Here is a 25,034-nt window from a genome sequence, read left to right on the forward strand (position 1 = left end):
GAGCGATGCGCCCCGCTCTCTCTCCCCCACCTTCTCCCCAAGCCCCGAACGAAGGACTGACGTGGCTTTCACGACCACTGCGCGCCGCGCGCGAGCACCGCGCGCGAACCGCCAGAGCCGGAGCGCCCTCGGCGGCCCCGTCCAAGGGTGGCTCTACGCCCTGCCGACGGCGCTGTTCGTGGTCGCCCTGTTCCTCATCCCGCTGCTGCTGGTACTCCAGATGTCGGGGTCGGACTGGCCGCTCCTGCGCGGCAACCAGGGCTGGAACTTCCCCGAGAACTACGCGGATGCCGTGGACCTCCGGCTGTTCTGGGACTCGATCTGGTTCACGCTCAAGTACACGATCATCACGACCGTGCTGCTGATCGGCCTCGGCCTCGGCCTCGCCCTCCTCGTGCAGGAGTCGAGCGCGTGGAAGGGCTTCCTGCGCACGTCGTTCCTCATCCCGAGCGCGCTCGGCCTGGCCTCGGCATCCCTCCTCTTCTACGTGCTCTACTCGCCGTTCGCCGGCCCGTTCGCCGATCTCATGGAGACGTGGGGCTTCACCTTCCTCGGCACACCGGAGGGTGCGCTGTGGTCGACGGTGTTCCTCATCGTGTGGCGGTACGCGGGCTTCTACATGCTGCTCATGCTGGTCGGCCTGCAGGGCATCCCCGACGACGTCTTCGAGGCCGCCCGCATCGACGGCGCCTCGCGCTGGCAGACCTTCCGGCACATCACCGTGCCGCTGCTGCGCCCCACCTTCGCCCTGACGATCGTCCTGTGCGTGACCGGGTCGCTGCTGGCGTTCGACCAGTTCTACATCCTCACCAAGGGCGGACCCGACAACAGCACCATGACCATCGTCCAGCTGATCTACAACGTGGCCTTCCAGGGGAAGAACGACCTCGGAATCGCCGCCGCACTGTCGGTGATCGTGCTGCTGGCCCTCATCGTCATCAACGTCGTGCAGCTGCGCGCGTTCCGCAAGCCCGAGGAGGGCTGATATGACCCTCACAGACACCACCTCGACGCGCACCATCGTGGCGCCGGACTATCGGGGGACGCGGACAGGTCGTCCGCGCGGGCGCCTCGTCTACGGCATCCCGTACGTCGTCTTCACCGGCGCGCTCGCGATCATCTTCCTGTACCCGCTCGTGTGGACCGCCGTGTCGTCGTTCAGTCCCCAGGCGGGCTCCGCCCAGACCGACGGCTGGGGTTTCGGCAACTACGAGTCGCTGGCGAACTTCCAGGCGGGCATCTGGGTCTACCTCGGGAACTCGCTGTTCGTCTCGCTGCTGACCGTGGTCCTGACGCTCGTGACATCGTTCCTCGGCGGCTACGCGTTCGCGCGCTTCTCGTTCCCCGGCAAGAATCTGCTGTTCCTCCTGGTGCTCGCGATCCTGATGGTGCCGTACGCGACGCTGCTGATTCCGCTGTACGTGATCCTGAACGCGATCGGCCTCAACAACTCGCTGGTCGGCGTGGCGCTGGTGCTCACCATGTTCCAGCTGCCGTTCTCGATGTTCATGATGCGCATCTCGTTCGAGTCGATCCCCAAGGAGATGGATGAGGCGGCGCTCGTCGACGGCTGCAACAGCTTCTCGGCGCTCTGGCGCGTGCTGCTGCCGGCCGTCAAGCCCGGACTCATCACGGTGGGACTGTTCGCCTTCCTCACGGCGTGGAACGACTTCATCGCGCCCCTCATCCTCATCACCGACACCAACCGGATGACGCTCCCCCTGGCGGTCGCGAACCTCCGCGGCCAGGTGATGGGCGTCATCGACTACGGCGCGACGGAGGCGGGAGTCGTCGTGCTCGCGCTGCCGTGCGTCGTCCTGTTCCTGGTGCTCCAGCGCCACTATGTCCGCGGATTCATGTCGGGAGCCTTCAAGGGATGACCATGCAGATCACCACCACCGCACCTCAGGCGCCCGTCGCCCCGTCGAGGGGACGCCTGCGCCCGCTGGGCCAGAACGAGGTCCGCATCACCGGCGGCTTCTGGGGCGACCGGCAGTCGGTCAACGCCGCCGGCACGCTGCGGCACATCGGCGCCCGCCTCGAATCCGAGGGATGGCTCCCCAACTTCGATCTCGCCGTGTCGGGCGGGCTCGCCGAGGGACGCCGCGGCCGCGAGTTCTCGGACTCGGAGGTCTACAAGTACCTCGAGGGCCTCGCGTGGGAGATCGGCCGCACCGACGACGCCGCGCTGGAGGCGCGCTTCCGCGAGGTCGTGAGTCGCGTCGCCGCCGCGCAGGAGGCCGACGGGTACCTCAACACGCGGTTCGGCCGCCCCGGTCAGGGCGCGCGGTGGTCCGACCTCGAGTGGGGGCACGAGCTGTACTGCCTCGGCCACCTCTTCCAGGCGGCCGTCGCCCGGGAGCGCACGCGGCCGGGGGCCGACGACGGGCTCCTCGAGGTGGCGCGGCGCGCGGCCGACATGGTGTGCCGCGAGTTCGGCGCCGACGGGCGCGACGCGATCTGCGGCCACGCGGTCGTCGAGGTCGGCCTCGCCGAGCTCGCCCGCGTCACGGGCGACGACCGCTACCTCGAGCAGGCGCGCCTGTTCGTCGAACGGCACGGCCGGGGCACCCTGCGCGACATCGAATGGGGACGCAAGTACTACCAGGACGACGTCGCGGTCCGCGACGCCGAGGCGCTGCGCGGCCACGCCGTGCGGGCGAACTACCTCGCAGCCGGTGCCGCCGACGTGGCGATCGACACCGGCGACGACCAGCTGCTCGAAGCGCTGCGCCGCCAGTGGGACCGCACCGTCGCGCGCCGCACCTACGTCACGGGCGGCCAGGGCTCCCACCACCAGGACGAGGCGTTCGGCGAGGACTGGGAGCTGCCCGCCGACCGCGCGTACTCCGAGACCTGTGCGGGCGTCGGATCGATCATGTTCTCGTGGCGGCTGCTGCTGGCCGGGGCGGACCCCCGCCACGCCGACCTCATCGAGCGCACGCTCTACAACGTCGTCGCCACCTCGCCCGCACCCGACGGCCGGGCGTTCTTCTACGCGAACACGCTGCACCAGCGCGTGCCCGGCATCCCCGCCGACCCCGAGACGACGTCGCCGCGCGCCTCGTCGTCGCTGCGCGCGCCGTGGTTCGAGGTGTCGTGCTGCCCGCCGAACGTCGCCCGCACACTGGCGAGCCTCGACACGTACCTCGCGACGGCCGACGACGAGGGGGTGCAGCTGCAGCAGTACGCCCCGGCGTCCGTTCGCACCACGCTGCCCGACGGTCGTGTGATCGCGTTCGATGTCGAGACGGACTACCCGGTGTCGGGGCTCGTCCGGGTGATCGTGACGGATGCTGCGCCCGACGCCGAATGGACGCTCACACTCCGCGTACCCGCGTGGGCCGACGGTGCGCGCCTGCGGGTCGTTCCCACGAACGGCGTTGCCGCCGCCGAGTCGGACGCCGCGCCCGGCGCCGTCGAGGTGCGACGGGCCTTCCGGGCGGGAGACGTGGTCGAGCTCGAGCTGCCCATGGCACCCCGGCTGACCGCTCCCGACGAGCGCATCGACGCCGTGCGCGGATGCCTCGTCATCGAGCGCGGCCCGGAGGTGTTCGCCCTCGAATCGGTGGATCTCGCCGCCGCCGGCGTCGACGACGTGGCCCAGGTCGCACTGGCGCCCGGCGCCGCGCCCGTCGAGCGCGACGGCCGCGTGTGGATCGATGTCGTGCGGCACCGCGAGAGCGACGCCGGCTGGCCCTACGGCGAGCCCGGTGACGGGCTCGGGGGCGCAGCATCCCTATCGGTGCCACTCGTGCCGTATCACGAGTGGGCCGAGCGAGGACCCTCGACGATGCGTGTGTGGATCCCCGCCGCCACCTGAGTCAGGGGTTGGGGTTCGTCGCCTTGCCGTCGAGCCACAGCGTGTTCGACGGGTCGGAGTGGGTGGTGTCGGTGCCCACGTGCTTGTCGCTGATCTGCGGACCCTTGGTGACGACGTGCACGATGGCCATCGCGTGGCCGCGGCCGAGACCGTAATCGGCCGCGAGCCACTCGACGATCGGCGTCGCCTTGGTGTTCTCGTCGAACCCCTTCTCGTGCGCCTTCTCGATGAGCTGACGCGGCGTGAGGCCGGTCTTCGACTCGATGTTGTCGAGGTATGCCTGGAACGACATGTGTGATCTCCTCAGCTGCCGGTGGACGGGATGTCGAGTACTCCAGGAGCATCCTGCCACTCCTGGATGATGCGGTCGGAGGCGTGGATGCACAGCACCCGCAGCCGCCCGGCGCCGCAGTTCTTGAAGCCGTGCCACGCCCCCGCCGGCGCGGTCGCCGTGTCTCCGGCGACCGCGTGCAGTGTCTCGCCGTCGATCGTGATGCGCGCTTCGCCCTCGAGGAGCACCCACGTCTCGGGATAGGGGTGACGGTGGATGTCGGGGCCCTGTCCGGGCTCGTTGTCGACGAAGAAGTACGACACGCCGGCGCCGTGCTCGGCGCCGATGAAGCGGCGCAGGGTCCCGGTGCCGACGCGGGTGTCGGCGGCCGGGACGATGTCGGGGATCGCGATGCTCATGAGATGCTCCGTCCTGTCGGTCTGCGTGATCCCACCCTGCTCGCCGCCGTGCGCGGCCCCTATAGTTTCGATGTGGATCGAAAGTTCGTCGACTTCCAGCTGGCGCCGGACGACCTCACGGCGATCCGGTTCGGGATCTCGCCCGGCCACGAGCTCTGCCACGCGGTGCGCGCGATGCTCCGGCCCGAGGAGTACCCGCTGCAATGGGGATGGATGCGGGCGACCCGCGGTGCGATCCCGCGCGACGACTTCGAGGTGCTCGCGCTGCTGATCCGCGACGAGGGCTACTTCCCCGACTTCCTGACCACCACCCCGACGTGGGAGCTCACCCCCGAGGCGGAGGCCGCCCGCCTGCGCGACATCGACGACGAGCGCTTCGAGGTCGACATGGCCAAGGTGCTCGTCCGCACCGACGGCGCGCGCCGCGCGGCGGTGCAGCGGATGCTCGAGCAGCCCGACCGCGCCCGGGCGATGATCGCCGAGGCGTGGCTGTCGGTGTGGAACTCCGGCGTCGCCCCGGTATGGACGCAGCTCGAGCGGCTGCTGCGCGCCGACATCGCGGTGCGCTCGCGACGCATCGCCGAGAGCGGCATCGGCGCGATGATCCAGGGCCTGCACGACCGCGTGGCGTGGTCGGACGGAGCCGTGCGCGTCACGATGCGCATCTGGAGCGAGGTGGTCGACTGCCGTGGCAGCGGCCTCGTGCTCGTGCCGTCGGTGATGGGTGCCACGGGATGCTTCGTCCTCACCGAACCGCCGGCGCAGCCGACGCTCTTCTACCCGGCGCAGGGGGTGACTGCCACGTGGGCCAGGGATCCCGCCGACGTGGCGGCGGCGCTCGGCGCGCTGCTCGGACCCGCACGCGCGCGCATCCTCCTCGACGCGCACGAACCGCGCACGACCTCGCAGGTCGCGCGCGACACGGCCGTCGCGATCTCGACCGCCTCGCACCATCTCACCGTGCTGCGGGATGCGGGCCTGGTCGCCAGCGCGCGCGACGGCGCCCGGGTGCTGCACCGGCGCACCCCGCTCGGCGAGGCGATGGTCGGCGCCGTGCTCTGACCAGACCACGGCCAGGCCCTGCCCAGGTGGGCCACGGTAGACTGGCCGTGCCCATTTCGATGTGCATCTACCTGTCTGCGGCTCCCGGCTGCGCACAAGGCGGCACCAACAGCCGCCGACCCTCGGCGCATGGCCAGGAGCAAGATGCACACGACACTCGTCGAGACCGACACCGCTGCGCGCGCCGCCGTCCGGCGCCCGAGCCTCATCCGCGAGGCGGGATACGCCTACTTCCCCATCGCGCTGATCGCGCGTCTGCCTTTCGCGATGATGGTGGTCGGCATCCTGACGCTCGTCGTCTCCGCACGCGGGTCGCTCGCGCTCGGCGGCGCAACGAGCGCCATGACCGGCCTCGGAACCGCCCTCGTCGGTCCGTTGCTCGGAGCGGCCGCCGATCGCTTCGGCCAGCGCCGCGTGCTGCTGATCGCGGGCGCGGCGAACAGCGTGATGCTCGCGACGATGGCGTGGTTGGCTTTCGCGCCGGTTCCGGATGCTGCGCTCCTCGCCGTCGCGTTCTTCATCGGCGCGACCATGCCCCAGGTCGCACCGCTCTCGCGCAGCCGCCTCGTCGGCATCATCGGCCGGGCGTACCCGAAGGAGCGCCGGACGCCCGTCGTGAACGGTGCGATGGCGTACGAGTCCGCGGCGGACGAGATCGTATTCGTCTTCGGCCCGGTGATCGTGGGCCTGCTCGCGACCACTCTCAACCCCGCCGCGCCGGTGATCGGCGCGGCCGTGCTCGGCCTGATCTTCGTGAGCGCGTTCGCGCTGCACCCCACGGCGCAGACCGCGACCGCATCGGCGGGATCAGTGAGGCCGGAGCAGGCGCCTGTGCGCGAGCTGTTCCGTCCGCGCGTGCTCGCCCCCGTCGTCGGTGCGCTGGGCATGGGCCTGTTCTTCGGCGCGATGCTCACTTCGCTGACGGCCTTCATGGCCGAGCGCGGCGTGCCCGAGCAGGCCGGACTGGTCTACGGGGCGATGGGCATCGGCTCGGCGGCGCTCGCCCTCGGCGTGGCACTGTTCCCGGCGCGCTTCACGCTGCGCGCGCGGTGGCTGACGTTCGCGTCGATCCTGGTCGCGGGCACCGTCGCGCTGCCGTTCGTCGACAGCATCGGCGCGATCGCGATCTGCCTCCTCGTGATCGGCGTCGGCATCGGTCCCACACTCGTCTCCCAGTACAGCCTCGCCGCCGCCTTCAGTCCGCGTGGCCGTTCCGCCACCGTGATGACGATGCTCGGCTCTGCCATCGTCGTCGGCCAGTCCGCAGCATCCGCTCTCACGGGTCTCGTCGCCGACGCGACCGGAGCCGGCACCGCACTCGTCGCGCCCCTGCTCGCCGCGTCCGTCGTACTCGGCGCCGGCATCTGGAACGCGGTGGCCTCGCGCCACTGAGCCTCGCGACCACCGCGCGACGCGGAACGCCCGGCCCCGCGGATGCGGGACCGGGCGTTCGTGCTCAGCGGCGGATCAGAAGTCGAAGTCGCCGATGTTGTCCGCGTCGAACACGTAGGGCTCGCCGAGGAGCACGACGCCGTCGGCGCCGACCTCGTAGGAGCCGAGCTTGCCGGCGTCGAAGGTGTCGCCTTCCTCGCCGGTGATCTCACCGGTGATGAGGGCCTGCGTGGCCCACGCGGCGAGGTAGCCGAGGTCCTCCGGGTTCCACAGCGCGAACGAGGTGACGGTGCCGTCCTCGACGTACTCGCGCATCTGGTTCGGGGTGCCGAGACCGGTCAGCGCGACCTTGCCCTTGTACTCCGAGGTCGACAGGTAGCGGGCCGCGGCGGCGATGCCCACCGTCGTCGGCGAGATGATGCCCTTGAGCTCGGGGTACGTCTGCAGGAGTGCCGCGGTCTTGTCGAACGACGTCTGGTCGTCGTCGTCGCCGTACGCGACCTCGACCAGCTCGATGTTCGGGTGGTCGCTCGCGAGCAGCTCCTTCATCGTCTCGATCCACGCGTTCTGGTTCGTCGCGTTGGCCGAGGCGGACAGGATGGCGATCTGACCGGCGTCGCCGATCTGCTCGGCGATCAGGTCGACCTGCACCTTGGCGATGCCCTCGGCGGTGGCCTGGTTGATGAACAGGTCACGGCAGTCCGCGTTGGTGTCGGAGTCGAAGGTGACGACCTTCACCCCCGCGTCGCGCGCCTCGTTCAGCGCGTCGCAGATGGCCTCGGGGTCGTTCGCCGACACGATCAGGCCGCCGGCGCCCTGCTGGGCGGCGGTCTGGATGTACTGCACCTGCGACGTCGGCGACGCCTCGGACGGGCCGACCTCGTCGATCGTGCCGCCGAATTCGTCCGCCGCCGCGGTGGCGCCCTTGGTCGAGGTGTCGAAGTACGGGTTGCCGAGGTTCTTCGGCAGCATGGTGATCGACAGGTTGGCGTCGCCGCCGCCCTCGGTCGAGCCGCCGTCGCCGCCGCTGCCTCCCGAGCAGCCCGTCGCGACGAGTGCCACGCCCACAGTGAGCGCGGCCGCCGCGAGGGCCATGCGACCCTTGCGCTGAAGTCCGAACATCTTTGTTTCCCTTCCTGATTGCAGGTGCCTGGTGCAGTGCTGCGAGGTGGTGGTTTGGAGGTGGCTACGAGACGTCGGTCGTCTCGCCCCGCCCTTTTCTCTTCCCGATGGCGGCGGCGCGTCGGCGCTGCAGCCAGGCGAGGAGGCTGGAAGACACCACGGAGAGGATGAGGAGCACACCCGTGATGATGTTGATGACGTCGCTGGTGACGCCGGCCAGGCGCAGGGCCGAGCCGAGCACCCCGATCAGGAGCACGCCGGCGATGACGCCGTGGAGGGCGCCGCGGCCGCCGAAGATGGAGACCCCGCCGAGGAGGACGGCGGCGATGACCTGGAGCTCCATGCCCATCGCGTTGTCGCCGCGCGCGTTGGAGTACAGCAGCGTGAAGTACACGCCCGCGAAGCCGGACACCGCGCCCGAGAGGACGAAGAGCAGGAACTTCGTGCGGCCCACGTCGATGCCGGAGAAGTGCGCCGCTTCCTTGTTCAGACCGATCGCGTACAGCGAGCGACCGAACGGCGTGAAGTGCAGCAGCACAGCGAAGATCAGCGCGAGCACCACGAACGGGATCATGATCATCGGGATCGGCGTGCCCGGGATGTTCGCCTTGGCGAGGTCGGTCCACTCCTCGGGGAACTCGGTGATCGCCGTGGTGCCCAGGAGGCCGACCGCGATGCCGCGGAACAGCGCCAGGGTGCCGATGGTCACCGCCAGCGAGGGAAGCCCGACGACCGTGATGAGGAAGCCGTTGACCACCCCGGCCAGCGTGCCCACCAGGATCGCGATGATCGCCGCGGCGGGGAACGGCAGCCCGGCCTGGGTGAGGATGCCGGTCATCACGCTCGACAGACCCACGATCGATGCCACCGAGAGGTCGATCTCCTCGGTGATGATGATGAGCGTCATCGGCAGCGCGATCAGCAGGATCGGCGCGATGTCGCGCAGCAGATAGGTGACCGTGAGGGGGCTGTCGAAGTTGCGCACCGTGGCGAGCGCCACGACGATGACGAGCAGCAGGATGGCGATGATCGCGGCTTCGCGGGTGATGAGCACGCGCCGCCAGGCGGGACGGGTGTGGGCCTTGTACACGCGCGTGGGCGCGGCATCCGTCAAAGTAGTCATCTCGTCTCCTCCCGTTGTGCGATGAGTCGTCGGTGCTGGCGGACCGCGAGCACCCGGTCGAGCACGATGGCGCCGAGGATCAGCACGCCGACCACGGCGCGCTGCCAGAAGTCGTCGATGCCGAGGATCGGCAGCGCCCGGTTGATGGTGAGCAGCAGGAATGCGCCGATCGCGGCGCCCCAGACGGTGCCGACACCGCCCGAGATCGCCACGCCGCCGATCACGGCCGCACCGATCGCCTGCAGCTCCCAGCCGAACCCGGCCGCGGAGCTGACCGTCCCGTAGCGGGCGGCGTACAGCACGCCGGCGAGGCCGGAGAGTGCGCCCGACACCACGAACGCGGTGATGACACGGCGGTTGACCTTGAGGCCGTACAGGTGCGCGGCGGCGGGATCGGACCCGATCGCGTAGAACTCGCGACCGCCGCGGATGTTGCGCAGGTACCAGGCGGCCACCACCAGCACGACGACGGCGATGATCGTGAGGATCGGGATGCCGAGGATCGAGTCCGTGCCGAGCCCGCGGAAGTCGCGGGGAAGGTCCGAGGCGTTGATGCGGTCGCTGCCGGTCCACGCCACGTTGATGCCGCGGTAGATGTACATCGTGCCGAGCGTGATGACGAGGGCGGGGACGCGGGCGAAGGCGACGAGCGCGCCGTTGATCGCGCCGAGCAGACCGCCCAGCAGCACGCCGCCGACGAAGACCCCGATGATCGGGATGCCGGGCACGTCGATGAACAGCCGCCCCGTCAGGTAGGCCGACAGGCCCACGATCGAGCCCACCGACAGGTCGACGTTGCGCGTGATGATGACCACGGCCGATCCGACCGCGACCAGCAGCAGCAGCGACGGCGTGAGCAGCAGGTCGCGGAACCCGTCGGAGGAGAACAGGAAGCTCGGGTTCGCGATCGTGGCCGCGATGACGACGACGAGGAGGGCGATGAGGATGCCCGTCTCACGCGCGGTCGCGAGATGGCGGACGAGCTTCGACGCCGCGCTCGTGCCGGGCGCGACGGGGGCCGTGGTGGTGCTCATCGGGCAGCCTCCGCATCCGCGGTCGCCGCGAACATGACGGCTTCGGGAGTCGCTTCCACACGCGAGAACTCGCCGGTGAGGCGCCCTTCGCGCATGACCAGGACACGGTCGGCCATGCCGAGCACCTCCGGGAGTTCGGACGAGATCATGAGGATGGCCTTGCCCTGCTGTGCGAGCTGGCTGAGCAGGCGGTGCACCTCGGCCTTCGTTCCGACGTCGATGCCGCGTGTGGGCTCGTCGACGATGAGCACCTGCGGCTCTGTGGCGAGCCACTTGCCGAGCACCACCTTCTGCTGGTTGCCGCCCGACAGCGTGCCGGTCTCGGCGTCGAGCGCCGCGGTCTTCACTTCGAGGCGGCTGGCCCACAGCTGCGCGGCGCGGTTCTCGAGGCCGCCCCAGATGAGGCCCCACTTGGCCAGCTTCGAGCGGATGGCGAGGGTGATGTTGCGCGAGACGCCGTCATCGAGCACCAGCCCCTGCTTGCGGCGGTCCTCGGGCACGAGCGCGAGTCCGCGTGCCGTCGCCAGGCGCGGGTTGCCCTTGGGCAGGGCCGCGCCGAGGAGCTTCACGGTGCCCGACTCGTACGCGTCGACACCGAACACGGCACGGGCCACTTCCGAACGCCCGGCCCCGACCAGCCCCGCGAGTCCGACGATCTCGCCGGCACGGAGGTCGAACGAGATGTCGCGGAAGACGCCCTTGCGGGTGAGGCCCCGCACCTCGAGCACGGTGTCCCCCACCTCGGAGGGCAGCTTCGGGAACAGCTCGGTGACGTCGCGGCCGACCATCTGACGGACCAGCTCGTCGACCGTGGTGTCGGCGATCGGCGTGGTGTCGATGTACGAGCCGTCGCGCATCACGGTGACGGTGTCGCACAGCGCGAACACCTCGTCGAAGCGGTGCGAGATGAACAGCAGCGCCCGACCCTCGTCGCGCAGGCTCCGCGCCACGGCGAACAGGCGCTCGACCTCGACGCCCGACAGCGCCGCCGTCGGCTCGTCCATGATCAGAACGCGGGCGTCCAGCGAGATGGCCTTCGCGATCTCGATGATCTGCTGGTCGGCGATCGACAGGCCCTCGGTGACCCGATCGGGGTCGAGCGAGACGCCGAGGCGCTGGAAGATCTCCACGGCCTCGGTGCGCATCGCCTTGCGGTCGATGCGGCCGATGCGGTTCGTGGGCTGGCGGCCCATGAAGATGTTCTCGGTCACCGACAGGTCGGGGAACAGCGTCGGCTCCTGGTAGATGACGGCGATGCCCGCCGCCTTCGACTGCGCCGTGCTGGAGAAGTCGACCGACTCGCCGTCGAGCAGGAACTCGCCCGCATCGCGGCGGTAGAGCCCGGCGACGATCTTCACGAGCGTCGACTTGCCGGCGCCGTTCTCGCCGATGAGCGCATGGATCGATCCGGCGTCGAGCGTCAGGCTCCCCGAGCGCAGCGCGACCACGGGGCCGAAGGACTTGACCACGCGCCGGAGCTCGAGCGCGGGCGGGGGCGGGGGCGCGGGTGGCGCGGCGGGTGCGACATCGGCTGCCACGGCATCCTCCTCATCGAGGTGAATTGAGATTTCTGAATCTTCCTGAATCGATTCAGGTGAAGTTCAGGCTACTCTAAAGTTCAGAGCCGAATGCGGTCAAGTCACTCGGTGACGGTGACCGAATCGTGACCAGAGTCCGACGACGAAGTGGAGACCAGCCGTGCCGGTGAGCATCCGTGATGTCGCGCAGCGCGCGGGGGTCTCGGTCGGCACGGTGTCGAACGTCCTGAATCGCCCCGGCGAGGTCTCCGCGGAGTCCGCGGACCGCGTCACGCGGGCGATCGAGGAGCTGGGCTATGTGCGCAACGATGCGGCTCGCAAGCTGCGCGCGGGCGTCAGCACCACGGTCGGCTTCGTCGTGCTGGACGGGCAGAACCCGTTCTACAACGACGTCGTGCGCGGGGCCGAGGACGAAGCCACCCGCCATGGCATCGCGATCCTCTACGGCAACACCGACGAGGACCACCGCCGCGAGAGCCTCTACCTCGATCTCTTCGAGGAGCAGCAGGTGCGGGGACTTCTCATCGCACCGTACGGAGACGTGACGAAGCGACTGGAGCGGCTGCGCGAGCGCGGCATCGCGGCCGTCCTCGTCGACCGCTTCAGCGGCGACGGCCGATTCTCGTCGGTCTCGGTCGACAGCGTCGCGGGCGGGCGCCTTGCCGTGGAGCATCTCATCGAGGGCGGCAGGCGCCGCATCGCGTTCGTCGGCGGCCCGTTCGACATCCGCCAGGTGAACGACCGGCTCGCGGGCGCGCGTGTCGCCGCCGAGAACGCCGGCGACCACGTCGATCTCGAAGTGGTCGCGACCTCCGCGATGACCGTGGAGGAGGGGGTGGCTGCCGGCACCCGCATCATCTCGCGTCCGCGCCGCGACTGGCCCGACGCCCTCTTCGCCGCCAACGACTTGCTCGCCCTGGGCCTGCTCCAGTCCCTCGTCGTGGACGGACGGATGCTGGTGCCCGACGACATCGCCATCATCGGGTTCGACGACATCTCATTCGCCGGCGCGGCCGCGGTGCCGCTGTCGTCGATCCGCCAGCCGAGCCGGATGATCGGGCGCACCGCGCTGCGGATCGTGCTCGAGGAGGCCACCGACCCCGACAGCATCGCGCGCCAGACGGTGTTCCCGCCCGAGCTCGTCGTGCGGGCCTCGACGCGTCCCCGCTGACTAACCCGCTACCGCGTCGCGTCGGCGAGGAGCCGGCGCATCTCGGCCATCGTCTCCTCCGACTGCGCGAGCAGCACCCGCAGGCGCTCGACCGTGGCTTCGGGGTCGGCCTCGCGGACCTCGGGCTCGAGTCCGGGTGATTCCGGCGTGCCCGCGATCGGTGCTCCTGGGCCGCTTCCCTGCCCCGCGGCCGCCCCGGCCTTCACGGCGCCCGCGACCGCTCCGGCCGCCACGCCCTTGGCGGCGTGATCGGCGATCGACGGCGCCGCGGCCTCGGTCGGCGCGGCGGTGGTGTCGTCGGTCGTCGCGGGGGTCTCAGCATCCGTCTCCGCGTCTTCGGCGGCCTTGCGCGGACCGAGGAAGAGGTTCGCGAGGTAACCGGTGAAGGTACCGAAGATGCCGACGCCGACCACGATGATGAGCGTGCCGATCATGCGGCCGACGTTGGTCACCGGGTACTGGTCGCCGTAGCCGACGGTCGAGATCGTGACGATCGTGTACCAGAGCGCGTCGGAGGCCGAGGTGATGTTGGCGCCGTCGGCGTCCTCTTCGACGTAGAGGATCGTGATGCTGCCGAACTGCAGTACGAGGATGCCCATCAGCAGCAGCGTCATGAGGGCGCTGTTCGCGCGGTCGTGGATGAGGGTGGTCCACACGGTCCGCGGGCCGAGTTCGCGCAGCAGCCGGAAGACCCGCAGCAGGCGGAACAGTCGCAGGATCTTGAACTGCGGGAACGGGAGGCTGGCCAGCAGATCCGCCCAGCCGAAGCCGCGGAAGAAGTAGCGCGACGCCTTCGGCGCGGTCGAGATCCGGTAGATGAAGTCGCCGAGGAAGATCGCGCTGAACAGCGCATTCATGACCGACAGCACCAGCTCGAGGGCGGTGTCCCCCGCGATCACGTACATGAACACGAGGTTCCCGATCGACAGGATCGACAGCACGCCGATGAAGATCTCGTATGCGGTGTTCTTCAGTTCGGATCGCGCGGCGCGCGCCTTGGCACGGTCGCGCGACCGCTCGCGCATCTCGGAGAGGGAACGGGCCATGGCGAGGCTCCTCGGGTCGGGCAGTGCCGGACGCGCTCCGGCTGTGGCCCCATTGTGCTCGCACCCGCGCCCGGGGTGCGAGCACCACTCTCACGCGATTTCGGTGATTCGCTCCCCTGCCTCGACACGGACGGCGAGGCGGTTGTTCGCGGGCGGGAGCGGGCACACGTAGTGGTCGCTGAACGCGCACGGCGGCAGGTACGCCTGGTTGAAGTCCACGGTCACGGTGCCGTCCGCGGCGGGCGCATCGATCTCGAGGAACCGGAACCGGTACGCGTCCACGTTGCTTGTGGCGTCGGCGATGACCGCGCTGAGACCCTCTGCAGGATCGCCCGTGACCGTGAGCTCGAACGGCGACCCGTCGACCTCGAGCGCGATCGTGCCCACTGCGGGCTCCTCGCGCTCGTAGCCGTCGACGCTGCGGATGACGTTGATCTCGCCCTCGGCCGCCGGGCGGAAGACCCCGGGCAGCGCCCACGCAGCGTCGTGAGGGAACGACAGGATGCCGCGCAGCCGCGTGCGTCCGGGAGTCTCGGGGTCGAACACCCGCAGCGCCGGCGCGCCCTCGCGGCTGATCGCCTTCAGCCGGACGCCTCCCACATCGAGGTGCTCGCCGGGAGCGAGCACGACGTCGTCGGCCGAAGCTGCGGGTGCGTCGACGCGAAGCGCGGCGCCGACGACCTTGCCGTCGACCGCCCGCCACACCCCGGGTGCCCCGTCGTACGCGCGCGGCTCGGTGTCGAGCCAGTGCGTGTGGCGCAGCGCGGCGATGCCGTGCTCGCTCGACACGGCGCGCCAGCGCGCGTCGGTGACGGTGTCGGGGGTGCTCGCGGGGAGGGTCATTCGATTCCTTCGTCCGGGGAGGGGCGGTTCGCCCTTCCATCCCAACACGGCGCGGGCGACCGCATTCCCACCGTGCGACCCGCGGCGACGCGCGGTGTCACGGGGCGTCATGGTGCATACCTTGCGGTTCTAGGTAACTTGTACTTCTATGTACCTAGGACTTCTAGGTATGGAGGCGACGTGAAGATCGGCAAGGACCTGGTCGCCGCGGCGGCGACGCCGATGGTGCTCGGCATCCTCGCGGAGGGCGAGTCGTACGGCTACGCGATCCTGCAGCGGGTGGGCGAGCTGTCGGGCGGTGAGCTCGAGTGGAGCGACGGCATGCTGTACCCGCTGCTGCACCGGCTCGAGCGCCTCGGGCACGTCGAGTCGTCGTGGGGCGCCTCCCCCAGCGGGCGGCCCCGCAAGCACTACCGGCTCAGCCAGACCGGCCGTGCGGCGTTCGCCGAGCAGCGGCAGCAGTGGGCCGTCGTGAGCCGGGCGCTGCAGCGCGTGTGGTCGGATCGCGACGGCGGCACCGACTTCGCCGGCATCCCGGCGTTCGGAGGGGCCTGACATGACCGAAGACCTCGACCCCCGCATCGAAGACCAGATCTCGACGTGGCGCGCGTACGTCTCGCGCCCGGAGGCGATAGACGGCCGCGACGTCGACGAACTCGAAGACCATCTGCGCGGCCAGATCGACCGGCTCGAGGCCTCCGGGCTCGACGGCGACGAGGCGTTCCTCGTCGCGGTGAAGCGGCTCGGCGGGCTCGACGACCTCTCGCGCGAGTTCGCGCGCGAGCATTCCGAGCGACTCTGGAAGCAGCTCATGTTCCAGGACGAGCCGCGCGCCCCACGCACCGGCGGCGGGCTGCTGCTCGCGGTCGGACTCGCGGTGGGTGCGGCGCTGGCGGTGAAGATCCCGGCCCTGTTCGGCATCCAGTTCGCGGAGAACGGCGACTTCTACGGCCGCTGGTACGCACTGCTCGTGCTGCCCTTCCTCGCGGCGTACTTCCTGACGCGGCGGAAGGCCGCGCTCCCGACCATCGCGGTGGTGGCGGTGCCGTTCGTCGCGGCCGCCGTCGTGATGGCGGTCTACCCGTTCGCCCCGGGCGGCGCGACGCTGATGCTCGCGGCGACGCATCTCGTCGTGGTGCTGTGGCTCGTCACCGGCATCGGCTACGTCAACGGGCGTGTCAGGTCGAGCCGCGCCCGCATGGACTTCATCCGGTTCACCGGCGAGTGGGTGGTCTACCTCGCCCTCATCGCGCTGGGCGGCGGCGTGCTCATCGCGCTCACGATGGGGGTCTTCGCCGCGATCGACCTCGACGCGGGCTGGTTTGTCGGAGAGGTCATGATCCCGTGCGGCCTCGCGGGCGCGATCATCATCGCCGCGTGGCTGGTCGAGGCGAAGCAGAGCGTCATCGAGAACATCGCCCCGGTGCTCACGAAGCTCTTCACACCGCTGTTCACTCTGCTGCTGCTCGCCTTCATCGTCGCGGGCTTCATCCAGGGCAACCTCATCGACGACAGCTCGACCGAGATGTTCGGACAGCGGGACCTGCTCATCCTCTTCGACATCGTGCTCGTCGTCGTGGTCGGCCTGCTGCTGTACGCCCTCTCGGCCCGGGATCCGCTGGCGCCGCCCTCCTGGTTCGACCGGATGCAGCTCGTCATGGTCGTCGCGGCGCTCGTCGTCGACATCATGGTGCTCGTCGCGATGATCGGGCGCATCGCCGAGTGGGGCGCGAGCCCCAACAAGCTCGCCTCGCTCGGGCTCAACGTCATCCTGCTGGCGAACCTCGCGGGCGCGGCCTGGCTGCAGCTGCGGTTCGCGATGCGACGTACGCCTTACGAGCGTCTCGAGCGCTGGCAGACCGGCTTCATGCCCGTCTACCTCGCGTGGGCGGCGATCGTCGTGGTGGTCTTCCCGCCCGTGTTCGCGTTCGCGTGACGGATGCCTCGGCCCGGCCCTCGATCGCCGGGCCGAGGCATCCTCTCCTCACCCCTTCGCGCATCTTTCCCCGCTGCGCGAAGTGCGGAAGTCAGTAGTCCTCGGGAGCGAGGTCTCCCTGGCCGGTCTCACCCTGGTCGGCCAGCTCGGGCGGGAGCCCCTGCGTCTCGGGCTGCGCCCCCTCCGGAGGGAGATCGGACCGGGGCACGTCGTCCTCGTCGGACGCGAGGTGGGCCGGGTCGTCGCCGGTCGCGGTGGCGGCGTCGTCCCCGAGGGCGCCGGCATCGCGGGCGTTCGTGCGGTCCCAGTCGGCCTGGGCCGGATCACGCTCGGGGTCGGGCTCGATCGACGTGTCGCGATCGCGCATCGGCTGCATCCCGACCTGACCGTCGGGCGCGTGCGGGATGTCGGCGGGCAGGTTGTCGGACATCGGGGATCCTCTCGTCGATCGATCAGGCGATCCGGCCGCTCAGGGCGCCGTGTCGCCGTGGATCTCGCCGCGCCAGCCGCCGGTCTCGCGGCCGCGCTCCTCGATGAAGTCCTTGAACCGCTCGAGGTCCTTCTTCACCGCGTGCTCGTCGATGCCGAGCGCCGCGCCGGTCTTCTCGGTGAAGGTCTCGGGCGTCCAGGTCATCTCGAGCGCGACCTTCGTGCGGTCTCCGAGCGACCGGAAGCTCACCCGGCCGCTGTGGACGGCCTCGCCCTGACTCGCCCACGAGATGTGGTCGTCGGGCACCTGGTCCGTGATCGTGGCGTCGAACTCGCGCTCGACCCCGCCGACCTTCACGACCCAGTGCTGGCGCCGATCGCCGAGCTGGTCGATGCGCTCCACCGCCGACATGAAGCGCGGGAACTCCTCGAACTGGGTCCACTGGTCGTACACCGCGCGGATCGGGGCGTCCACGTCGGTCTCTGCGGTCACCGTGCTGGTTGCCATGACGGCTCCTCTCATCGGGAACAGCCACGCTACGAACCGCCTCCGCCCGTCGCACGGGGGTTGACTCACGACAGGGCGCCCGGTACAGAGCGCCTCTAGTCCGTTCGCTCGCCACAGATGTACGCCGATCGCGCCGTGGAGCGGACATGCGTGACGAACGAAGCCAGGGCTCCTTGCGGGCTCAGTTGAGGCGGAAGCACCTGATGGGGGACGGATGCCGCGGCCCGCAGCATCCGCCCCTCCGGTCTCCGCCGACGGTGCGCCGTGTCGGCGACGGCGCTTAGTCTCGTGTCATGCGCCGGTCGCGAGGGGCGGGATCGTGAGCGACATCGTCGCGCCAGCGCCCCGGCGCTGGGTGCTGCACGTCGACCTCGACCAGTTCATCGCCGCCGTCGAGATCCTGCGCAACCCCGAGCTCGCGGGCAAGCCCGTCATCGTCGGCGGCCGCGGCGATCCCACCGAGCGCGCGGTCGTCTCCACGGCGTCGTACGAGGCGCGCGAGTTCGGTGTCGGGTCGGGGATGCCGCTGCGCATCGCCGCGCGCAAGATCCCGGATGCGGTGATCCTGCCGGTCGACGCTCCGCTCTACCTCGCGGCATCCGAGGACGTCATGGCGACGCTCCGCGCACAGCCGGGCGCGGTGGTGCAGGTGCTCGGATGGGACGAGGCGTTCGTCGGCGTCGACACCGACGATCCGGAAGGGTACGCCCGCAGGCTGCAGCAGGACGTGCTCGATCGCACCCGCCTGCACTGCAGCGTCGGCATCGGCGACAACCTGGTCCGGGCGAAGAACGCCACCGACTTCGGCAAGCCGCGCGGCACCTTCCACCTCACCGCCGACAACTGGCTCGAGGTCATGGGGCACCGCCCGACGATCGCCCTCTGGGGCGTCGGCTCGAAGATCTCGAAGCGGCTCGCGCTGCTGGGGATCGAGACGGTGTCCCAGCTCGCCGTCGCCGACCCGGACGCTCTCACCCGCGAATTCGGGCCGAAGATGGGGCTCTGGTACCGCCAGCTCGGCCGTGGCGACGGGTCGAACGTCGTTGACGACACCCCCTGGGTCGCCCGCGGCCACAGCAAGGAGACGACGTTCCAGGTCGACATCGTCGATCCGGTCGAGATCGAGGATGCCGCCCGCAGACTGCTCGGCGACGTGCTCGACGAGGTCGCCGCCGACGACCGCCCCGTCGTCGGGCTCGGGCTGAAGGTGCGCTACGCGCCGTTCCTCACGAAGACGTTCACGAAGAAGATCCCGTCGACCTCCGATCGCGAGGTCGTGCTGGCCCGCACGATGGAGCTCGTCGCGAAGATCGAGCCCGGCCGGCCGATCCGCCTTCTCGGCGTGCGTGCCGAAATGGCCATGCCCGACGACGCCCGCGACGGTCACACGCCGACCCGCAGCGGCTGGTGACGACGCAGCACGCGGGTTGACGGGCACTCGCAGAGCCTGTCAGCGCGGGATCCGGCGACGTAGCGTGGAGTCATGGCTGACATCCGCGCCGAGGTCAAGGAGTTCCTGAGCTCCCGTCGCGCCCGGCTCACCCCCGAGCAGGCGGGGCTGCCCGCGTACGGCGGCAACCGCCGGGTCGCCGGCCTCCGCCGCGAGGAAGTGGCGATGCTCGCCGGCGTCTCGGTCGACTACTACGTGCGCCTCGAGCGCGGGAATCTCGCCGGTGCGTCGGAGGGCGTGCTCGACGCCGTCGCCCGCACCCTGCAGCTCGACGAGGCGGAACGCGAGTACCTGTTCGACCTCGCGCGCGCGGCCGGCCCCGGCCGCAAGCCCGCCCGCCGCCCCTCGCCGACGGTGCGGCCGGCCGTGCAGCAGGTGCTGGACGCGTTCACCGAGGCTCCGGCCTGGGTGCGCAACGGCCGCCACGACATCCTCGCGGCGAACCTGCTCGCCCGCGCGCTCTACTCCCCCGTCTTCGATGATCCGCGCCGGCCCGTGAACACCACGCGGTTCGCGTACCTGAACCCTGCCGCCCGCGACTTCTGGCGCGACTACGACCAGATCACCCACGACTCCGCCGCGATGCTGCGGATGGAGGCGGGCCGCAACCCGCACGACCCCGACCTCATCCGGCTCGTCGGCGAGCTCTCCACGCAGAGCGAGCTGTTCCGCGAGCGCTGGGCCTCGCGCGACGTGAAGTTCCACCGCAGCGGCCTCAAGCGCCTGCATCACCCGGTGGTCGGCGACCTGGAGCTGAACTACGAGTCGATGGACCTGCCGAGCGAGCCCGGCCTCGTGCTCAACGTCTACACGGCGCCGGCGGGTTCTCCGTCGGCCGACGCCCTCAAGCTCCTCGCGTCGTGGGCGGCCACGCAGGCCGCCGAGTTCGCGGCGATCGACGCCACGGCCACGGCCGCCGCCGCGCGCTGAGCGCCGGCGCTGTCCTCGAGCCAGGGGATTCTCGCCGAGACCGAGTGCCGACTCCCCTGTTTCGGCCGGAACGCCTCGGCTCGACGGGCCGCGAAGCTCACAGCAGCACTGATCGCCTGTCACGATGCGCCGACGCGGTCGGCAGTTCGTGACAGGCGAGCAGCAGTTCGGGCGACGATCAGGCCGGCATGACGACGAGCGTCGTGCTCGCAGCATCCGCTCCCGTGATCGGCCGGACGTACGCGGCCCCGTAGCGGTCGTACTTGGTGTGCAGCGCCGCGTCGAGGTCGGTCTTCACCGCGGGATCGGCCAGCTCGAACGTCACGTCCTTCGAGACACCGCCGGCCGCCACGCGACCGATGCCCGACCGCACGGCGCGGCGGAACCAGCCGTTCTCGGGGCCGTGCGCGGACCGGATGTAGAGGGCGTCGCCGACGGCCGCGTGCCAGATCGTGACGGCGGGGCGCAGCGTCCCGTCGGGCCGCCGCGACGAGATGCGCAGCTCGGTGGCGGCGCCGATGCGGCGCAGCTCCGCCTCGTCCCACGTCGTCATGACGCGCCTCCCGCGGGGTATTCGGCCTCGGTGAGCTTGTCGCCCCACTCCGTCTCGGGCTCGCCGGCGTCGAGGGCGGGCGCCTCCCACAGCGCGAGGTGGCACATGAACTGATCGGCAGTGGCGCCGTGCCAGTGCCACTCCCCCGCGGGCGTGTAGACCGTGTCGCCCGGGCGCAGCTCGATGAGCTCCTCGCCGCGCGTCTGCACCCACCCGACGCCCTCCGTCACGTGGAGCGTCTGCCCGACCGCGTGCCGGTGCCACGCGGTGTGCGCGCCGGGGGTGAACCGCACCAGGTTCAGGCGCGTACGCGAGGGTTCCTCACCGCGGTAGTAGGCGTTGAAGTAGACGTCCCCGCTGAACCACTCGGCGGGTCCCTTGACCGTCGCCGCCTGCGGCTGCCTGCTCGTGCTCATCGTGTGCTCCCTTCTCAGAGCCCGACCATCGCCATGCCGGCGTCGTCGTAGCGGTTGCCCGCCACGACCGCGGCGAGCGCGTCGAGCGTCGCGATGTCGTCGGCCGAGAGCGCCACGGCGGTCGAGCCCGCGTTCTCGTCGACGCGCTCGCGACGGCGGGTTCCGGGGATCGGGACGATGGACGGATGCCTCGACAGCAGCCACGCGAGGGCCACCTGGCCGGGCGTCGCCCCGCGTGCGGCGGCGACGTCGCGCACGCCGTCGACGACGGCCTGGTTCGCACGGAGGTTGTCGGGCTGGAAGCGCGGGACGCGGCCGCGGATCTCGCCGGAGCCGAACGTGGCGTCCGCCGAGACGGTGCCCGTCAGGAACCCCTTGCCCAGCGGACTGAACGGCACGAACCCGATGCCGAGCTCCGCGCACGTCGGCAGCACCTCGGCCTCGGGGTCGCGCGTCCACAGGGAGTACTCGCTCTGAACGGCCGTCACGGGAAACACCGCGTGCGCGCGACGGATGGTGGCCGCACCGGCCTCGGACAGACCGAAGTGCTTCACCTTGCCCGCCGCGACGAGCTCGCTGACGGCGCCGGCCACATCTTCGATGGGCACGGCGGGATCGACGCGGTGCTGGTAGAACAGATCGATCGCGTCGACACCGAGCCGCTGGAGCGAGGCGTCGGCCACCCGCCGGATCTGCTCCGGGCGCGAGTTCGTCCCGACCATCTTGCCGTCGACGATGTCCCAGCCGAACTTCGTCGCGACGACCACGCGGTCGCGGATCGGGGCGATGGCCTCACCGACGAGAACCTCGTTGTCGTACGGTCCGTACACCTCCGCGGTGTCGATGAACGTCACGCCCTGGTCCACGGCGTAGCGGAGCACGCCGATCATGTCGTCGCGGTCACCGGGGTTCGGGCCGTAGCTCATCGACATCCCCATGGCGCCGATGCCGATCGCCGAGACCTCGAGACCCTGGCCGAGCTGCCTGGTGTGCATGGTTCCCTCCTCGTGCCGCAGAGTGTTCGCCCGCGGCATCCTCCATCCCACTCCTGCCAGCCTGCGCGCGGGAGACCCCGCTGTGACAGGTACCGCGAGAACCCCTCGGACCGCGTCAGCGGATGTCGGCGAGCGCGCGGTGGACGGATGCCACCGCGCTGGAGCCCTCGCCGACCGCTGCGGCGACGCGCTTCATCGAGCCGCGGCGCACGTCGCCGGCGGCGAAGATGCGAGGCACGGAGGTCTCGAACGGCAGCGGTTCGCGGCCGAGCGCCGACCACCGTTCGAGCGACTGCACCGACACATCGGTGCCGGTGCGAAGGAATCCGTCGGCGTCGCGATCGAGCTCGGCGAGCCACGACGTCGCCGGCTCCGCGCCGATGAAGCAGAAGAGTCCGCGCGCCGCGACGTCGCCGATGGAGTCGATGCTCACACTCTCCAGCGCCGGCCCTCCGCCGAGGGCGGTGACGCGGGAACCGGTGTGCACGTCGATCCGCGGGTCTTCGAGCAGTCGGTCCACGAGGTACGACGACATGCGGCCGCCGAGGTCGGAACCGCGCACCACGAGGTGCACCGGGCACCCGTTCGCAGCGAGATACAGCGACGCCTGTCCGGCGGAGTTCGCCCCGCCGACGACGACCACCGGCGACTCGAACACCTGACGGAGCTCGAGCGGCGTGGCCGCGTAGTAGATGCCGGCGCCCTCGAACTCGTTCCACCGGTCGAGGTCGAGCGTGCGGTAGGCGGCTCCGGAGGTCACGATCGCCGTACGGGCACGGATGACGCGGCCGTCTGTGAGGGTGACGTCGAGGTCCCTGCCCGCGGGGCGGAGGTCGGCCGCCTCGCACGGCGCGTAGACCCGCACGCCGAACTTGAGCGCCTGGAGCGACGCTTGACCGATCAGATCGCCGCCGCTCACGCCGAACGGGAAGCCCAGGAAGTTCTCGATGCGCGACGTCGCCGCCGCCTGCCCACCCGGGGCCACAGCATCCAGCAGCACCGTGCTCAGTCCCTCGGAGGCCCCGTAGATCGCGGCGGCGAGGCCTGCCGGTCCGCCGCCGACGACGACCAGGTCGACCACCTCGTCGGCCCGACCCTGGTAGCTCAGGCCCAGCCGCTCGGCGACCATGCCGGGCGTCGCGTTCTTCATGGCCTCGCCCTGGATGAAGGCGACCGGCAGGTCGTCGAGGCCGATGCCGTGCTCGCCGAGCGTCCAGAGGTCTCCCGGCGCGAGCTCTATCGCGGTGTGCACGAGGTCGACCCGCTCGGCGAAGCGTCGCAGCGCCAGGAAGTCGCGCGACGAGCGGGGGCCGACGAGCTTGAGGGTCAGCGCGGCGGGTCCGGTGCGGAGGATCTCGCGGCGCGCCCACAGCGCGTGCAGGATGATGTCGCACAGCTCGTCGTCTTCCGCCATCAGCACGCGAAGGCGCGCGCGGCTGACCCGGAGCATCCGTCCCGCCGTCGTCGCCCGCGCCGACAAGAACGCGCCCTGCCCGTTGAGGAGGCCCAGCTCGCCGACGAAGCTGCGCGGACCCATCGTGCCGACATGGGTCTCCCCGACCCAGCCGAAGGCGACGCGGACGATCTCGAGCTCGCCCGTGTCGACGAGGATCAGGTCGTAGTCGAGGTCGCCGGCCTCGAACAGGTACTCGCCCGCATCCACGTCGTGCGGTTCGCCGAACGACAGCAGACGCTCCCACTGCGCGTCGCTGAGCGCGGGCTTCATCATGCGCTCGAACTCGCGCGGTGTCATCTTCGCGTTGCCCATCGCAGTCCCTTCCTCAGCGGTGGATCAGCTCACGCCAGTCGGCCGGGACCCGGCCTTCCGGCCCCGGCGACGGCTGCGTGTCGGGGCGCGACTCGGGCGGCGAGAGCTCTGGTCCGTCGACGTAGTCCTCGGCGACGTAGTCCCAGAACCATTCCTCGCCCGGCTCGAAGCTGCGGACGTACCGGTGACCCGTCGCGCGGAAGTGCGCCGTCGCGTGCTGCGCGGGCGAGGTGTCGCAGCACCGCACGTCGCCGCACACCGCGCAGCGCCGCAGGTGCACCCACCATCCGCCGACGTCGTCGCAGTCGGCGCAGCCCTCACCCGAGGGCGGCACGGTGGGGTCGATCTCGCTCAGGCTCATGCGCCTGCCTCTCGTCGCACGCGTTCCGTCGGTGCGATGCTAACGCGCCGTGGCGGGAGCCGGGCCGTTAGAGTGAGCCGCGATGATCGAGGTCGCGGATGGTGTGCTCGTCGCCACGAGCCGCGTGATGTCGACGATGTCGACGGTGCTGTGCCGCGACGGCGAGGCGCTGCTCATCGATCCCGCGTGGATGCCCGACGAACTCGACGCCCTGGCCGATGAGCTCGACGCGCGCGGGCTCCGCGTCGTCGGCGGGTTCGCCACGCACGCCCATCACGACCACCTGCTGTGGCACCCGCGCTTCGGCTCCGCGCCGCGGTGGGCGTCGGCGACGACCGCCGCGCTCGCCCGCGACGAGAGGGATGCCCTGGTCGCCGCGCTCGGCGCCGAGTTCCCGGAGCCGCTGGTCGACCTGATGGGGGTGGTGGAGGAAGTGGATGCTGCGCTCCCGCCCTCGTCCGTTCCGCGAGGCTTCGCCCCCGAGCTGGTGGTGCATGACGGGCACGCGCCGGGTCACACCGCCGTGTGGCTGCCCGAGCAGCGGGTGCTGATCGCCGGCGACATGCTCAGCGACCTCGAGCTGCCTCTCCCCTTCGACCCCGACGACCTGCCGGCGTACCTCGCCGCGCTCGACCTCCTCGCACCGTTCGCCGCCCAGGCCGATCTCGTGATCCCGGGCCACGGCACGCCGGGCTCCGACGCGGTCCGACGTCTCGACGCCGACCGCCGCTACCTCGACGACGTCATCGCCGGTCGGGCGATCAGCGACCATCGACTCGCGAACCCCGGCATGCCGGAGGAGTACGAGCACCTCAAGGCGATGGTCGCCGACGCCGGCTCCTGA

Annotated in this window: 26 protein-coding genes; 11 read left to right on the forward strand and 15 right to left on the reverse strand. The window is 70.6% G+C overall.

The window, feature by feature from the left end:
* Positions 1–61: 61 nt before the first annotated feature.
* The 3 genes from ACFVSU_RS07935 to ACFVSU_RS07945 are packed head-to-tail and all read left to right on the forward strand — an operon-like array spanning position 62 to position 3,823.
* Entirely contained in the window at positions 62–985 is a 924-nt protein-coding gene (locus tag ACFVSU_RS07935) for a sugar ABC transporter permease (protein ID WP_310285615.1), read from the forward strand.
* Position 986: 1 nt separating this feature from the next.
* Positions 987–1,880, forward strand: coding sequence for a carbohydrate ABC transporter permease (locus tag ACFVSU_RS07940; protein WP_310285617.1), 894 nt, complete (start codon positions 987–989; stop codon positions 1,878–1,880).
* Entirely contained in the window at positions 1,877–3,823 is a 1,947-nt protein-coding gene (locus ACFVSU_RS07945; RefSeq protein ID WP_387140516.1) for a glycoside hydrolase family 127 protein, read from the forward strand. The genes ACFVSU_RS07940 and ACFVSU_RS07945 overlap by 4 nt, the downstream gene beginning before the upstream one ends.
* Position 3,824: 1 nt before the next feature.
* Here ACFVSU_RS07945 and ACFVSU_RS07950 read toward each other — a convergent pair whose 3' ends face one another.
* Together ACFVSU_RS07950 and ACFVSU_RS07955 are read right to left on the reverse strand one after the other, a co-directional pair.
* Positions 3,825–4,115, reverse strand: coding sequence for a DUF4287 domain-containing protein (locus ACFVSU_RS07950; protein WP_387140519.1), 291 nt, complete (start codon positions 4,113–4,115; stop codon positions 3,825–3,827).
* A gap of 11 nt (positions 4,116–4,126) precedes the next feature.
* Positions 4,127–4,513, reverse strand: coding sequence for a cupin domain-containing protein (locus tag ACFVSU_RS07955; RefSeq protein ID WP_387140522.1), 387 nt, complete (start codon positions 4,511–4,513; stop codon positions 4,127–4,129).
* 72 nt (positions 4,514–4,585) lie between these two features.
* Between ACFVSU_RS07955 and ACFVSU_RS07960 the strand changes: the two genes are divergently transcribed.
* On the forward strand, positions 4,586–5,575 hold the full coding sequence (locus ACFVSU_RS07960; RefSeq protein WP_387140525.1) for a DUF5937 family protein: 990 nt from the start codon (positions 4,586–4,588) through the stop codon (positions 5,573–5,575).
* Positions 5,576–5,719: 144 nt separating this feature from the next.
* On the forward strand, positions 5,720–6,967 hold the full coding sequence (locus ACFVSU_RS07965; RefSeq protein WP_387141297.1) for an MFS transporter: 1,248 nt from the start codon (positions 5,720–5,722) through the stop codon (positions 6,965–6,967).
* 75 nt (positions 6,968–7,042) lie between these two features.
* Here the strand turns inward: ACFVSU_RS07965 and rhaS are convergent, their stop codons facing one another.
* From rhaS to ACFVSU_RS07985, 4 genes are all read right to left on the reverse strand, one after another.
* Positions 7,043–8,089 carry a rhamnose ABC transporter substrate-binding protein gene (gene rhaS / locus ACFVSU_RS07970; protein WP_387140528.1) on the reverse strand — a complete coding sequence of 349 codons (1,047 nt, stop codon included), beginning with the start codon at positions 8,087–8,089 and terminating at the stop codon, positions 7,043–7,045.
* Positions 8,090–8,153: 64 nt separating this feature from the next.
* A complete protein-coding gene (locus tag ACFVSU_RS07975) occupies positions 8,154–9,212 on the reverse strand; it encodes an ABC transporter permease (protein WP_387140531.1) in 1,059 nt (352 codons plus the stop codon).
* Positions 9,209–10,246, reverse strand: a complete 1,038-nt coding sequence (locus ACFVSU_RS07980) for an ABC transporter permease (RefSeq protein ID WP_387140534.1) — start codon at positions 10,244–10,246, stop codon at positions 9,209–9,211. Before ACFVSU_RS07980 ends, ACFVSU_RS07975 begins: the two co-directional genes overlap by 4 nt.
* Positions 10,243–11,784: a sugar ABC transporter ATP-binding protein gene (locus ACFVSU_RS07985; protein WP_387140537.1), complete on the reverse strand. Its 1,542-nt coding sequence runs from the start codon at positions 11,782–11,784 to the stop codon at positions 10,243–10,245. Before ACFVSU_RS07985 ends, ACFVSU_RS07980 begins: the two co-directional genes overlap by 4 nt.
* Positions 11,785–11,944: 160 nt before the next feature.
* Here ACFVSU_RS07985 and ACFVSU_RS07990 point away from each other — a divergent pair, with 160 nt between their 5' ends.
* Entirely contained in the window at positions 11,945–12,955 is a 1,011-nt protein-coding gene (locus tag ACFVSU_RS07990; RefSeq protein WP_387140540.1) for a LacI family DNA-binding transcriptional regulator, read from the forward strand.
* Positions 12,956–12,963: 8 nt separating this feature from the next.
* Here the strand turns inward: ACFVSU_RS07990 and ACFVSU_RS07995 are convergent, their stop codons facing one another.
* Both ACFVSU_RS07995 and ACFVSU_RS08000 read right to left on the reverse strand, forming a co-directional pair.
* Positions 12,964–14,001: a potassium channel family protein gene (locus tag ACFVSU_RS07995; protein ID WP_387140543.1), complete on the reverse strand. Its 1,038-nt coding sequence runs from the start codon at positions 13,999–14,001 to the stop codon at positions 12,964–12,966.
* 90 nt (positions 14,002–14,091) lie between these two features.
* Positions 14,092–14,844, reverse strand: coding sequence for a DUF1684 domain-containing protein (locus tag ACFVSU_RS08000; RefSeq protein ID WP_387140546.1), 753 nt, complete (start codon positions 14,842–14,844; stop codon positions 14,092–14,094).
* A gap of 180 nt (positions 14,845–15,024) precedes the next feature.
* Here ACFVSU_RS08000 and ACFVSU_RS08005 point away from each other — a divergent pair, with 180 nt between their 5' ends.
* Both ACFVSU_RS08005 and ACFVSU_RS08010 read left to right on the forward strand, forming a co-directional pair.
* The gene (locus tag ACFVSU_RS08005) at positions 15,025–15,399 is read left to right on the forward strand and encodes a PadR family transcriptional regulator (protein WP_116196997.1); all 375 of its coding nucleotides are present in this window, start codon (positions 15,025–15,027) and stop codon (positions 15,397–15,399) included.
* A gap of 1 nt (position 15,400) precedes the next feature.
* Positions 15,401–16,780: a permease prefix domain 1-containing protein gene (locus tag ACFVSU_RS08010; RefSeq protein WP_387140552.1), complete on the forward strand. Its 1,380-nt coding sequence runs from the start codon at positions 15,401–15,403 to the stop codon at positions 16,778–16,780.
* Between the two features lie 91 nt (positions 16,781–16,871).
* Here ACFVSU_RS08010 and ACFVSU_RS08015 read toward each other — a convergent pair whose 3' ends face one another.
* The gene (locus ACFVSU_RS08015; RefSeq protein ID WP_387140555.1) at positions 16,872–17,210 is read right to left on the reverse strand and encodes a sugar ABC transporter ATPase; all 339 of its coding nucleotides are present in this window, start codon (positions 17,208–17,210) and stop codon (positions 16,872–16,874) included.
* 39 nt (positions 17,211–17,249) lie between these two features.
* Positions 17,250–17,717 carry an SRPBCC family protein gene (locus ACFVSU_RS08020; RefSeq protein WP_387140558.1) on the reverse strand — a complete coding sequence of 156 codons (468 nt, stop codon included), beginning with the start codon at positions 17,715–17,717 and terminating at the stop codon, positions 17,250–17,252.
* A gap of 355 nt (positions 17,718–18,072) precedes the next feature.
* On the opposite strand from ACFVSU_RS08020, the gene ACFVSU_RS08025 reads away from it, so the two are divergent.
* Both ACFVSU_RS08025 and ACFVSU_RS08030 read left to right on the forward strand, forming a co-directional pair.
* Positions 18,073–19,128: a DNA polymerase IV gene (locus ACFVSU_RS08025; protein WP_387141301.1), complete on the forward strand. Its 1,056-nt coding sequence runs from the start codon at positions 18,073–18,075 to the stop codon at positions 19,126–19,128.
* Between the two features lie 72 nt (positions 19,129–19,200).
* Positions 19,201–20,097 (forward strand): helix-turn-helix transcriptional regulator, encoded by an 897-nt coding sequence (locus ACFVSU_RS08030; protein ID WP_387140561.1) that lies wholly within the window; start codon positions 19,201–19,203, stop codon positions 20,095–20,097.
* 178 nt (positions 20,098–20,275) lie between these two features.
* Here the strand turns inward: ACFVSU_RS08030 and ACFVSU_RS08035 are convergent, their stop codons facing one another.
* From ACFVSU_RS08035 to ACFVSU_RS08055, 5 genes are all read right to left on the reverse strand, one after another.
* Positions 20,276–20,650, reverse strand: coding sequence for a DUF2255 family protein (locus ACFVSU_RS08035; RefSeq protein ID WP_387140565.1), 375 nt, complete (start codon positions 20,648–20,650; stop codon positions 20,276–20,278).
* On the reverse strand, positions 20,647–21,066 hold the full coding sequence (locus tag ACFVSU_RS08040) for a cupin domain-containing protein (protein ID WP_387140568.1): 420 nt from the start codon (positions 21,064–21,066) through the stop codon (positions 20,647–20,649). The genes ACFVSU_RS08035 and ACFVSU_RS08040 overlap by 4 nt, the downstream gene beginning before the upstream one ends.
* Before the next feature lie 14 nt (positions 21,067–21,080).
* On the reverse strand, positions 21,081–22,061 hold the full coding sequence (locus tag ACFVSU_RS08045) for an aldo/keto reductase (RefSeq protein ID WP_387140571.1): 981 nt from the start codon (positions 22,059–22,061) through the stop codon (positions 21,081–21,083).
* A gap of 115 nt (positions 22,062–22,176) precedes the next feature.
* Positions 22,177–23,829, reverse strand: a complete 1,653-nt coding sequence (locus ACFVSU_RS08050; protein ID WP_387140575.1) for an FAD-dependent oxidoreductase — start codon at positions 23,827–23,829, stop codon at positions 22,177–22,179.
* A gap of 13 nt (positions 23,830–23,842) precedes the next feature.
* The gene (locus ACFVSU_RS08055) at positions 23,843–24,190 is read right to left on the reverse strand and encodes a UBP-type zinc finger domain-containing protein (RefSeq protein WP_310285731.1); all 348 of its coding nucleotides are present in this window, start codon (positions 24,188–24,190) and stop codon (positions 23,843–23,845) included.
* Positions 24,191–24,272: 82 nt separating this feature from the next.
* Between ACFVSU_RS08055 and ACFVSU_RS08060 the strand changes: the two genes are divergently transcribed.
* A complete protein-coding gene (locus ACFVSU_RS08060) occupies positions 24,273–25,034 on the forward strand; it encodes an MBL fold metallo-hydrolase (protein ID WP_387140580.1) in 762 nt (253 codons plus the stop codon).

The sequence above is a fragment of the Microbacterium sp. NPDC058062 genome (assembly GCF_042885375.1).
GTDB lineage: Bacteria > Actinomycetota > Actinomycetes > Actinomycetales > Microbacteriaceae > Microbacterium > Microbacterium trichothecenolyticum_C.

Coding starts and splice junctions, on each gene's coding strand:
- ACFVSU_RS08055 (WP_310285731.1), bottom strand. CDS start 24,190: ATGAGCCTGAGCGAGATCGACCCCACCGTGCCGCCCTCGGGTGAGGGC.
- ACFVSU_RS08050 (WP_387140575.1), bottom strand. CDS start 23,829: ATGGGCAACGCGAAGATGACACCGCGCGAGTTCGAGCGCATGATGAAG.
- ACFVSU_RS08040 (WP_387140568.1), bottom strand. CDS start 21,066: ATGAGCACGAGCAGGCAGCCGCAGGCGGCGACGGTCAAGGGACCCGCC.
- ACFVSU_RS08020 (WP_387140558.1), bottom strand. CDS start 17,717: ATGGCAACCAGCACGGTGACCGCAGAGACCGACGTGGACGCCCCGATC.
- ACFVSU_RS08000 (WP_387140546.1), bottom strand. CDS start 14,844: ATGACCCTCCCCGCGAGCACCCCCGACACCGTCACCGACGCGCGCTGG.
- ACFVSU_RS08015 (WP_387140555.1), bottom strand. CDS start 17,210: ATGTCCGACAACCTGCCCGCCGACATCCCGCACGCGCCCGACGGTCAG.
- rhaS (WP_387140528.1), bottom strand. CDS start 8,089: ATGTTCGGACTTCAGCGCAAGGGTCGCATGGCCCTCGCGGCGGCCGCG.
- ACFVSU_RS08060 (WP_387140580.1), top strand. CDS start 24,273: ATGATCGAGGTCGCGGATGGTGTGCTCGTCGCCACGAGCCGCGTGATG.
- ACFVSU_RS07955 (WP_387140522.1), bottom strand. CDS start 4,513: ATGAGCATCGCGATCCCCGACATCGTCCCGGCCGCCGACACCCGCGTC.
- ACFVSU_RS07975 (WP_387140531.1), bottom strand. CDS start 9,212: ATGACTACTTTGACGGATGCCGCGCCCACGCGCGTGTACAAGGCCCAC.
- ACFVSU_RS08030 (WP_387140561.1), top strand. CDS start 19,201: ATGGCTGACATCCGCGCCGAGGTCAAGGAGTTCCTGAGCTCCCGTCGC.
- ACFVSU_RS07950 (WP_387140519.1), bottom strand. CDS start 4,115: ATGTCGTTCCAGGCATACCTCGACAACATCGAGTCGAAGACCGGCCTC.
- ACFVSU_RS07940 (WP_310285617.1), top strand. CDS start 987: ATGACCCTCACAGACACCACCTCGACGCGCACCATCGTGGCGCCGGAC.
- ACFVSU_RS07965 (WP_387141297.1), top strand. CDS start 5,720: ATGCACACGACACTCGTCGAGACCGACACCGCTGCGCGCGCCGCCGTC.
- ACFVSU_RS08045 (WP_387140571.1), bottom strand. CDS start 22,061: ATGCACACCAGGCAGCTCGGCCAGGGTCTCGAGGTCTCGGCGATCGGC.
- ACFVSU_RS08035 (WP_387140565.1), bottom strand. CDS start 20,650: ATGACGACGTGGGACGAGGCGGAGCTGCGCCGCATCGGCGCCGCCACC.
- ACFVSU_RS08010 (WP_387140552.1), top strand. CDS start 15,401: ATGACCGAAGACCTCGACCCCCGCATCGAAGACCAGATCTCGACGTGG.
- ACFVSU_RS07995 (WP_387140543.1), bottom strand. CDS start 14,001: ATGGCCCGTTCCCTCTCCGAGATGCGCGAGCGGTCGCGCGACCGTGCC.
- ACFVSU_RS07980 (WP_387140534.1), bottom strand. CDS start 10,246: ATGAGCACCACCACGGCCCCCGTCGCGCCCGGCACGAGCGCGGCGTCG.
- ACFVSU_RS07945 (WP_387140516.1), top strand. CDS start 1,877: ATGACCATGCAGATCACCACCACCGCACCTCAGGCGCCCGTCGCCCCG.